This window comes from Neoasaia chiangmaiensis (assembly GCF_002005465.1).
Taxonomy (GTDB): Bacteria; Pseudomonadota; Alphaproteobacteria; order Acetobacterales; family Acetobacteraceae; genus Neoasaia; species Neoasaia chiangmaiensis.
Map to the genome: position 1 here is coordinate 2,688,952 of NZ_CP014691.1, position 8,549 is coordinate 2,697,500.

Consider the following 8,549-nt stretch of genomic DNA (forward strand, 5'->3'; position numbering starts at 1 on the left):
AGGGCAGGCGTACGGACGGCATGACGGATATTGATGAGGTACTGCATTTTTCCGTTGGAAAACTGCGAGCGGCGTCGAGCGACTGGGCCTCGACGGCGATGGTCAATCGTATTGCTGTGCTGCGGCGTTTCCGGCGCCTGTTGCACGCGCGCCTGTACCAGGTCGCGCGGTTGTATCCGAGCCGTCCCGCTGTGGAGACGGTGACGGCGGAATTATTGCCGCTATCGGCGGCGTGCGCCTTTCTGGTGCGTGAAGCCGCGAAGGTCCTGATGTCCCGCTCGATCGGGTGGCGTGGCAGGCCGCTCTGGCTGATGGGGACATCGGCCGTTGTCGAGCGTCGGCCTTACGGGGCCGTGCTCGTTCTGGGGCCGGGAAATTATCCGCTGATGTTGCCCGGCGTACAGATTCTGCAGGCATTGGTCGCAGGCAACGCGGTGGCGTTCAAGCCCGCGCCGGGTGGGGAGGCGGTAGCGTCCTTTCTGGTCGCGCTGCTGCGGGAAGCGGGGTTGCCGGAAGGGCTGGTGGATATTCTGCCGGTCGATGCCGGCGAGGCGGCGATCGCCGCCGGATATGACCTGATCGTCCTGACAGGCTCGGCGTCGACCGGTCGTGCGGTGGCCAGGGCGGCCGCGGCGACGCTGACACCCACGATCATGGAATTGTCGGGGTCCGACGCGGTATTCGTGATGGCGGATGCGGATCTGGCCCATATTGCGCGATCGCTTGCCTTCGGCGCGCGGCTGAATGCGGGCGCGACGTGCATCGGGCCGCATCGCGTTTTCGTTCTTCGAGGCGACGTGTCGCAACTGCGGGCTCATCTGCAACGTGCTTTGCGCAAGGGGCGGGGACGGAGGGTGCACGGTCGCGCCCTCGCGGCGCGCGAGGCGTTCCTTCAGGGCCTGCCGGATATGGGGATGGTGGAGACCATCGGCGGCGTGACACTATTCGACGTGCCGCCAGAAAGCGTGCGGGCGCTCGACGAGGACATTTTCGCGCCGTGGATGGCTCTGATTGCGGTGGATTCGATGGAAGAGGCGTTACGGCTGAATGCCGGGTGCCCTTATGCGCTGGGCGCCAGCGTGTTCGGGCCCGAGGCAGCGGCGCGAGCATTGGCGTCGCGGCTGCCCGTGGGCTCCATCTGCATCAACGACGTCATCGTGCCGACGGCGGATCCGCGTCTGCCCTTCGGCGGTGCGCGACGGAGCGGCTATGGCGTGACGCGGGGACGCGAGGGATTGCTGGCGATGACGCGGCCGGTGGCGGTGTCCACACGACGCGGCTGGGCCTTCCATCTGTGGGGTTAGCTTGCGGCTCGAGGGGAATGGCAGCCGTCGAAACGCCCGCATCCCTGTCAGGCATTCATGCCGGCTGGCCGTTCAGATGCCGTCTGGTTCCCGCAGGATCGCGGACGGTCGCCGCTGTTTCATCCAGATAATCCGGGCCTAGCGGCACCTTGCCGTGGCCGCCGGGGATGTCGAGCACGTAGGTCGGCCAGGCGAGGCCGGTGACGCGCCCGCGCAGGTTGGCCAGCAGGGCGCGCCCTTCCGCGATGGGAACGTGAAAGGATGCGGTCCCCGGCGCCGGGTCGAGTTGATGCAGGTAGTAAGGTTTGACGCGCGCGCTCACCATGGCGCGCAGGAGTGCCTCCAGCGCATCGGGCGTGTCGTTGACGCCGCGCAGCAACACGGATTGGCCGAGCACCGGGATGGCCCTTGCCTGCACGGCACGGATGGCGTGGCGGGCTTCGGGGGAAAATTCGCGAGCGTGGTTGGCGTGCATGACGAGCCACATCGCGCGATCGGTTTCCATGGCGTCCAGGAGTGCCGGCGTCATGCGCTCCGGGGCGGCGACGGGAACGCGCGTATGGATGCGGATCGTCTCGATATGCGCGATGTCGGACAACGCGCGCATGATCGCGCCGAGGCGACGGGGGCTGAGCATCAGCGGGTCGCCGCCGGTCAGGATGACTTCGCGGATGGCGGGATTGTCGCGCAGCCAGGCATAGGCCGTCTCAAGCTGATCGTCGGTCAGGAGGCCGCCGTCGGGGCCGACATGTTCGCGCCGGAAACAGAAGCGACAATAGAGCGGACAGATCAGCAGTGGTTTGAGCAGGGCACGGTCAGCGTAGCGATGGACGATGCCGGGCACGGGCGACAGGGCATCGTCGCCGATCGGGTCGGCTTGCTCATGAGGAGCGATATCGAGTTCCGACAGGGCCGGGATCACCTGACGGCCGATCGGATCATCCGGGGACTCGATCAGGGCCTGGAAGGCGGGGGGAATGGCCGTCGCGTATCGTTCGGCCACGGCTTCGAGCGCCGGGCCTTCTTCCGGGCGTGCGAGGCCCGCGGCGATGAGTTCGCGCACGTGGCGCAACGTGGCGCCTGTCTTCAGGGGGTTGACCATGGCCGTCATGCGCTGGCTCTACTGCAAGCCGAACGCCTTTCGCAACCGATGAGCTTCCAGATGACCGATATCGCCCGCATTGCCGAGCGCCTGCCGCTCCTGCGCCGTCGTGCCGAATTGCTGCGCGGCGTGCGTGGCTTCTTCGATGCGCGTGGTTACGTGGAGGTTGAAACGCCCTATGCGGTGCCCACGCCCGGGGAGGAGGTGCATCTCCGCTGTTTCAGGACAACGCTGGAGCAGCCGGACGGCACGCAAGAGGCTCGTTTTCTGCATACCAGTCCGGAATTCGCGATGAAGCGGATCGTGGCGGCGACGGGTTTGCCGGTGTTCCAGTTGGCGCGCGTCTGGCGCAACGGCGAAAGAAGCGCATTGCATGCGCCGGAATTCACCATGCTGGAATGGTATCGGCCGGGAGCAGACCTGACCGGACTGATGGACGAGACGGAAGCGCTGCTGCGCGCCATCCTGCCGCCGACGCTGTTGCGGGCCGATGGCGGGATCGCGCTGGATGGACCGTTCGAGCGCCTGACGGTAGCGGAGGCGTTCACGCGCTATGTGGGCGTGGATCTTCTGGCAATCGGCGACGATGCGGGGGCGCTGGCGGAAGCCGCGGGCACGACGTTGCGCTGTGACGAGACATGGGAGGACCTGTTCTTTCGGCTGCTGCTCGAACGGGTGGAGCCAGCGATCGGGCGGACACGACCGACGTTCCTGACGCATTGGCCGGCGGCGCAGGCCGCCCTGGCGCGACGCGATCCGGCCGATCCGCGCGTGGCGCTGCGGTTCGAACTGTATGCCGGCGGAATCGAACTGGTCAATGCGTTCGAGGAGTTGACCGACCCGGTCGAACAGCGCGCGCGCTTCGAGGCCGATCGTGCGCGCCGCATCGCGTTATATCCGGATCAGAACTGGTTGATGGATGAAACGTTCCTTGAGGAACTGGCGAATATGCCTCCCTGTAGCGGTATTGCGATGGGCTTCGATCGGGTGGCAATGCTCGCCGTTGGCGCCTCTCGGTTGTATGACATAATGTGGCTGAGTTAAAGCTTTGGTAACAAGCGCAGGTTTTAGACTTGTAACGCGTCGAAGCCGCGTAAAATTGGCAGGAACTTGGTGTCGGGCCCGGCAGGCGGGCCTTATCCGGGAAGGATAAATAAGAACATGAAACGGGTAGCCTTTCTTCCCTTCGCGGCGCTCCTGGCGCTTACGGCCTGCGACGTACCGACGGTCCAGCAGAAACAGGTGCTGAATTCCATGATCGGCCAGACCGATGTCGACGTGATCCGCAAGTTTGGCGTGCCTTCACGCAGCTATCAGGCCAGCGGCCATAACTTCCTCGCCTATATCGACAACGAGACCCAGTACTCGCCGGGCGGCGGTGGCTGGGGCTGGGGCTGGGGCGGTGGCCCATGGGGCGGCGGCTGGGGTGGCGGCTGGGGTGGCTGGGGAGGCGGCGGTTGGGGCGGCTGGGGTGGTGGCTGGGGCGGCGGCTTTCCGTCGACCTACTATAACACCACCTGCCAGACGACCTTCGAACTCGTAAATACGCGCGTGATCGGCTGGACCATGCGCGGAGACGGGTGCTGATCGTCTCGATTTGCGCTAGGGTCATGTGCGGTCCGACGATTCCGTCGCTGGATTCGCCATGACCAACGCAAAAGGGACCGGGATGACGAGACGGATTGGAACGGCGCGGCGTGGCCACCGACGCTTTGGCTGTATTGCCGTTTCGCTTCTGGGACTCACGGCTTGCGAGAGTGGTGCGCGCCAGGATCCGTTTCTGATTCATCCGGGCACGCATTCGGACATCATGCCGGTCGTTGGCGTCCAGCACAGTAATGCAACGGTTGCCAATGGGATCGTGACCTCGCCGGTCGCCTATCAGTCACCGACGGCGATGTCCTATGCGGATCGTCCGCTCAGTGAAAATCTCGCGGGTTCGCTGGAAGTTGCGGATTACACCCGCGCCCTGAACCTCACCAAGCTGATGGCGCCTCTGCGTCGTGCCGGGCCGTATACCGTTTTCGCCATCCCGAATGCTCCGCTGGAACAATATGTGGGTCAGACGACAGGCGGCATCGAGGCTGCTGTGCAGACACCGCGCGTGAGGCAGCTGCTCGCCTATACGATCGTGAAGGGGGCCTGGGATCAACGTCGCCTGCGGCGCGTCATGGCGCGGCATCATGCCGACTCCATTGGTCTCAAGACGGTGGGCGGTGCGACGCTGACCGTGCGGATCGAGCCCGGCAGCGGACAACTGGTCCTCAACAACGGTGCGGGACAGGTGAACCGGCTCTGGTTGACCGGCGTGCCGCAATCCAACGGTGTGCTCTACTTCACACAGGGTGCATTGCCGCCGGCTGGCCCCGGCTGACCGAAGCGGACGTCAGTGACTGGCGTCCGTCGCCATGGTCAGGGCTGCCGGGCCATGTCGTGGATCGATCTCGAAGGCCAGGAAATCCACGCCGGCGGCCTGCATGCGTGTCGCATCGTCGATGTTCTTCAGGTTTTCGGCGACGATCGGCAACTCCATGACCTGCGACCACCACTGGGCGATCTCTGCCGCATCGGGTGAAAGTGCAATATAGTCCGCACCGGCTTCTCCGGCCTGCATCGCCTCGTCCCGGCTTGCACCGCAGGCAATGCCGAGTTGCAGATCGGGTCCAAGTGCGGCGCGTGCCGTATCTCGTAGCGACGAACCCACTGAAATATGCACGCCGTCGCAATCCTCTCGCCGCGCCAGTTCCGGCAGATCGGTCAGCATCAGGGCAATATCGCGCTGGCGCGTGAGGGGACGAATGGCCGCGATGCAGTCTCGCACGCGTGCCGGATCGGTGGCGGCAATCCGCAGGGCGACCGGAGCGGCGTTGTCGAGTGCCTGCGTCATGAACGGAAGGTCCGTATGCGGATCGAAATCCGGGGACAGGACCAGATAGATATCGCAGGCGGGCATGAGGTGTCTCGTCAGATGTTGGACGCGGGCGTCCGAAGATAGGTTTCAAGGCGTTGACGCTGATACGCGTCATAAGGCGCCAGACCAAGCACGAAAGCGCGTGGCCGATGGTCCAGGACGATCCCATGGCATGTTCCCGCCAGTGCACGCAGGCCGCGCGCCTGGGACGGAAGGCCTGTGAAGACGACGAAGCGCTGGCCCTGGCGCAAGGCAAGTGCTGCGATGCCCGCTGCCGGTCCGCAATCGAGAATGGAAGGTGCGGACGTGTCCGCCGTGAAGGCGCGCCACCAGGGAGCGCCAAGCGCGCTGGCGGCGCCGGGCGCGGAGATGATGGCATAGGGCTGCGCGGTCGCCATGCCTTTCAGAAGCGAGAGTGCCTCTGGCGTCATGACTTCGACGATATGTGCCGGAAGCCGGGTGATGGGCTGTGGACTGTCGATCGGGATCATGCTTGACGTCGGATGGGGAACGGGGCTTCCTGAGCGCGTTATCGATCTATTGTATTGAAGGGGCGGTCATTGGACCAGCAGAACGAGGCGACGGCGACGTCCAGCGATCCGGCCGACCGGCTTGAAAGTGCGTTGAACCGCATCGCGTATGCCCTGGATCGTCGTGCGGCGGAAACGGAGCAGCCGGATCTGCAAACGCTGGCCGCCAATATCGATGCGCTGCGCGCGCGGGTTCGCGATGCGCTGGCTGCCGACGAATCGACGGCCGAGGAGGATTGAACATGGCGCAGGTTTCCGTCCGGTTGAATGGCTATGTTTATTCCGTCGGTTGCCGCGATGGCGAGGAGCAGCATCTGCTCGCCATGGCCGCGCAGGTGGAGCGTCGTATCGAACGTGTGCGCGCGTTGGGATCGCAGAGCGGTGAGTCCCGTATGCTGGTGTTGGCGGCGTTGCTGATGGCGGATGAGATACACGATCTTTCCGACGCCAAACTGCCCTCCGGTGCGACCGAGACCCTGGCGCGTGCGGAGCAGGCGGTTCGTGAGAACGATCGCCGCCGCGATCAACTTGCCTTGCTGGTTGAGCGTGCCGAGGGCATTGCGAATGAGCTTGAGGCGTCCTAAGTAGCATTGTGGAACTGCCCGGTGCGTTTAGGCAACTCAACCCCTGGGCCGATAAGCACTTCCTTAGGGAGCTGGCTCTGTCGTGGCCCTGGTCACGTTACCCGGCGCCCACCTGCGTGAGCAGGTCCGGGAGGGCTGAAAGACCGACGGCCATGGTGGTTCCACACGATATCGATCAACGGAAGCGTCTTCTACGCAAGCAGATGCGTGAGGCGCGCCTTCAGCGCGACGTTGGCGCCGAGGCGGCGGAAGGACTTCGCGCCAATCTTCTTCGGGCAATCCATGCCTATCCGCATGGACGCGTCGGTTGTGTCTGGCCGTTGCCGGGCGAAGCCGACTTACGGCCCTTATGTCATGAACTGGTCCGTCAGGGGCGGGACGTGCTGCTACCTGAAACGACGGTGCGGGGAGAAGCGCTGCTCTTTCGTCTCTGGCATCCTCACAGTGCAATGTTGTCCGGGCGGTTCGGCACTTTTCATCCCGATGGGGCGGTTGGACATCCCGACATCATACTGGTGCCGCTTCTGGCGTTCGATCGTCGGCTGCATCGGCTCGGCTATGGTGGCGGGTATTACGACCGTACGTTGGCCGCGTTGAAATGCCATGGCATCGGTTTCGCTTTTTCCTGGCAGGAGGTCGCGCATGTGCCCGTCGGGGCGTATGACTGGCCGTTGGACAAGGTGGTGACGGAACACGAGGTTCTTGCCCTGCCGACGATGGAGAAGGACGCGCGGTGAGACTGATTTTCCTGGGTGATATCGTGGGGCGCGCGGGTCGTGAGGCCGTGCAGCGTCACGTGCCGGTGTGGCGTGAGTCGCTGAAGCTCGATCTGGTCGTGGTGAATGGGGAAAACGCATCGCACGGCTACGGCCTGTCACCGGGAATTGCCGACGATCTGTTCCGGGCCGGTGTGGATGTGATTACGCTGGGCAATCATGCCTGGGATCGGCGCGATATGATCGGGCATATCGAGCGGACGCCGCGAATCATCCGTCCCCTGAACTATCCGCCGAATACGCCGGGGCAGGGGAGCCATATCGTGTCCCTGGCGGATGGGCGTCGTGCTCTTGTGGTCAATGTCATGGGACGTCTGTTCATGGACGCAATGGACGATCCTTTCCGGACGGTTGGCGACCTGTTGTCCAGACATCGTCTGGGCATGACGATACAGGCGGCCGTGATTGATTTCCATGGCGAGGCGACCAGCGAGAAGATCGCCTTCGGTAACGTCATGGATGGCCGGGTTTCGCTCGTGGTCGGCACCCACACGCATGTGCCGACGGCGGATTGCCGGATTTTGCCAAAAGGCACGGCCTATCAGACCGATGCGGGCATGTGCGGCGACTATGACAGCGTTATCGGCATGGGGAAGGATGCGTCGATCAGTCGTTTCATCCGAAAGATGCCCGGTGAGCGGCCGCAGCCTGCGGAAGGCGAGGCCACGGTATGTGGCGTCATGGTGCAAACGGATGACGCAACGGGCCTGGCGCAGAAGATGGCGCCGATCCGTGTCGGCGGCCTGCTGTCTGCTCAATGGCCGGATTTCTAGGCAAGGCTGTTAACGAAACCTTCAGGATTTGACCGTTCAATGCGTGTTGCGAAAACGCGTAATCGAGGGTGACGGTCATGGCAGGTTTGGGCATTCGCCTGGCGGCAGGCGAAAAATTGATAGTTAACGGTGCTGCGATCCAGTTCGAAACGGATGCGCAGATCAAACTCGCCAATCAGGTGAATTTTCTATTCGGGCGTCAGATCATGGCGCCTGATGACGTCACGACGCCGGCGCGTCGCATCTACTTCGCGTTGCAGACCGCACATATCGGCACGGCCGAAGAGCGTGAGGCGGCGTTGAAAAGCGCCCGGTATTTCATTCAGACCTTCATAGAAGAGACGACGTCCGAGCATGCGCGGGTTCTCCTCGCGAGTGCACTGGATGCCGCGCAGCGTGGTGCGGGCTATGAGGCATTGCGTCTTGCGCGCCGCATCCTGAGGCATGAGGACGCGGTGCTGTCAGGCGCCGAGGCGCGGAAAAAGTCATAAAAATGAAAAAAAATCGCAGGGGGTGGGGTTGTGGACTACGGGGATAATCCCATTTCTGCATACCCCGCTTGATTTTGG

At 63.7% G+C, this 8,549-nt stretch carries 12 protein-coding genes and 1 other RNA gene; 10 read left to right on the plus strand and 3 right to left on the minus strand.

The window, feature by feature from the left end:
* The first annotated feature begins 20 nt into the window (after positions 1 to 20).
* Complete coding sequence (locus A0U93_RS12750) at positions 21 to 1,304, plus strand: aldehyde dehydrogenase family protein (protein WP_077807670.1); 1,284 nt, start codon at positions 21 to 23, stop codon at positions 1,302 to 1,304.
* 55 nt (positions 1,305 to 1,359) lie between these two features.
* Here the strand turns inward: A0U93_RS12750 and A0U93_RS12755 are convergent, their stop codons facing one another.
* Positions 1,360 to 2,415: a lysine-2,3-aminomutase-like protein gene (locus A0U93_RS12755; protein WP_371862853.1), complete on the minus strand. Its 1,056-nt coding sequence runs from the start codon at positions 2,413 to 2,415 to the stop codon at positions 1,360 to 1,362.
* A gap of 51 nt (positions 2,416 to 2,466) precedes the next feature.
* Between A0U93_RS12755 and epmA the strand changes: the two genes are divergently transcribed.
* From epmA to A0U93_RS12770, 3 genes are all read left to right on the plus strand, one after another.
* Entirely contained in the window at positions 2,467 to 3,450 is a 984-nt protein-coding gene (gene epmA, locus A0U93_RS12760) for an EF-P lysine aminoacylase EpmA (RefSeq protein WP_077808525.1), read from the plus strand.
* A gap of 117 nt (positions 3,451 to 3,567) precedes the next feature.
* Positions 3,568 to 3,993, plus strand: a complete 426-nt coding sequence (locus tag A0U93_RS12765) for a hypothetical protein (protein WP_077807671.1) — start codon at positions 3,568 to 3,570, stop codon at positions 3,991 to 3,993.
* A gap of 82 nt (positions 3,994 to 4,075) precedes the next feature.
* Entirely contained in the window at positions 4,076 to 4,780 is a 705-nt protein-coding gene (locus A0U93_RS12770) for a fasciclin domain-containing protein (protein WP_077808526.1), read from the plus strand.
* 12 nt (positions 4,781 to 4,792) lie between these two features.
* Here the strand turns inward: A0U93_RS12770 and A0U93_RS12775 are convergent, their stop codons facing one another.
* On the minus strand, positions 4,793 to 5,359 hold the full coding sequence (locus A0U93_RS12775; protein ID WP_077807672.1) for a thiamine phosphate synthase: 567 nt from the start codon (positions 5,357 to 5,359) through the stop codon (positions 4,793 to 4,795).
* Between the two features lie 11 nt (positions 5,360 to 5,370).
* A complete protein-coding gene (locus tag A0U93_RS12780; RefSeq protein ID WP_077807673.1) occupies positions 5,371 to 5,808 on the minus strand; it encodes a hypothetical protein in 438 nt (145 codons plus the stop codon).
* Positions 5,809 to 5,877: 69 nt separating this feature from the next.
* Here A0U93_RS12780 and A0U93_RS12785 point away from each other — a divergent pair, with 69 nt between their 5' ends.
* From A0U93_RS12785 to A0U93_RS12810, 6 genes are all read left to right on the plus strand, one after another.
* The gene (locus A0U93_RS12785; protein ID WP_147150991.1) at positions 5,878 to 6,087 is read left to right on the plus strand and encodes a hypothetical protein; all 210 of its coding nucleotides are present in this window, start codon (positions 5,878 to 5,880) and stop codon (positions 6,085 to 6,087) included.
* Between the two features lie 2 nt (positions 6,088 to 6,089).
* Positions 6,090 to 6,431 (plus strand): cell division protein ZapA, encoded by a 342-nt coding sequence (locus tag A0U93_RS12790; RefSeq protein WP_077807675.1) that lies wholly within the window; start codon positions 6,090 to 6,092, stop codon positions 6,429 to 6,431.
* Positions 6,432 to 6,439: 8 nt separating this feature from the next.
* Positions 6,440 to 6,597: non-coding RNA, 6S RNA (gene ssrS / locus A0U93_RS12795), on the plus strand.
* Positions 6,584 to 7,168, plus strand: a complete 585-nt coding sequence (locus tag A0U93_RS12800; protein ID WP_077807676.1) for a 5-formyltetrahydrofolate cyclo-ligase — start codon at positions 6,584 to 6,586, stop codon at positions 7,166 to 7,168. Before ssrS ends, A0U93_RS12800 begins: the two co-directional genes overlap by 14 nt.
* On the plus strand, positions 7,165 to 7,980 hold the full coding sequence (locus tag A0U93_RS12805; protein WP_077807677.1) for a TIGR00282 family metallophosphoesterase: 816 nt from the start codon (positions 7,165 to 7,167) through the stop codon (positions 7,978 to 7,980). Before A0U93_RS12800 ends, A0U93_RS12805 begins: the two co-directional genes overlap by 4 nt.
* Positions 7,981 to 8,057: 77 nt before the next feature.
* On the plus strand, positions 8,058 to 8,471 hold the full coding sequence (locus A0U93_RS12810) for a flagellar biosynthesis repressor FlbT (protein WP_077807678.1): 414 nt from the start codon (positions 8,058 to 8,060) through the stop codon (positions 8,469 to 8,471).
* Positions 8,472 to 8,549: the final 78 nt, after the last annotated feature.

Excerpts from the sequence above, each read along its gene's own strand:
- A0U93_RS12750 (WP_077807670.1), top strand. The coding sequence starts at position 21 with ATGACGGATATTGATGAGGTACTGCATTTTTCCGTTGGAAAACTGCGA.
- A0U93_RS12755 (WP_371862853.1), bottom strand. The coding sequence starts at position 2,415 with ATGACGGCCATGGTCAACCCCCTGAAGACAGGCGCCACGTTGCGCCAC.
- epmA (WP_077808525.1), top strand. The coding sequence starts at position 2,467 with ATGACCGATATCGCCCGCATTGCCGAGCGCCTGCCGCTCCTGCGCCGT.
- A0U93_RS12765 (WP_077807671.1), top strand. The coding sequence starts at position 3,568 with ATGAAACGGGTAGCCTTTCTTCCCTTCGCGGCGCTCCTGGCGCTTACG.
- A0U93_RS12770 (WP_077808526.1), top strand. The coding sequence starts at position 4,076 with ATGACGAGACGGATTGGAACGGCGCGGCGTGGCCACCGACGCTTTGGC.
- A0U93_RS12775 (WP_077807672.1), bottom strand. The coding sequence starts at position 5,359 with ATGCCCGCCTGCGATATCTATCTGGTCCTGTCCCCGGATTTCGATCCG.
- A0U93_RS12780 (WP_077807673.1), bottom strand. The coding sequence starts at position 5,808 with ATGATCCCGATCGACAGTCCACAGCCCATCACCCGGCTTCCGGCACAT.
- A0U93_RS12790 (WP_077807675.1), top strand. The coding sequence starts at position 6,090 with ATGGCGCAGGTTTCCGTCCGGTTGAATGGCTATGTTTATTCCGTCGGT.
- A0U93_RS12800 (WP_077807676.1), top strand. The coding sequence starts at position 6,584 with ATGGTGGTTCCACACGATATCGATCAACGGAAGCGTCTTCTACGCAAG.
- A0U93_RS12810 (WP_077807678.1), top strand. The coding sequence starts at position 8,058 with ATGGCAGGTTTGGGCATTCGCCTGGCGGCAGGCGAAAAATTGATAGTT.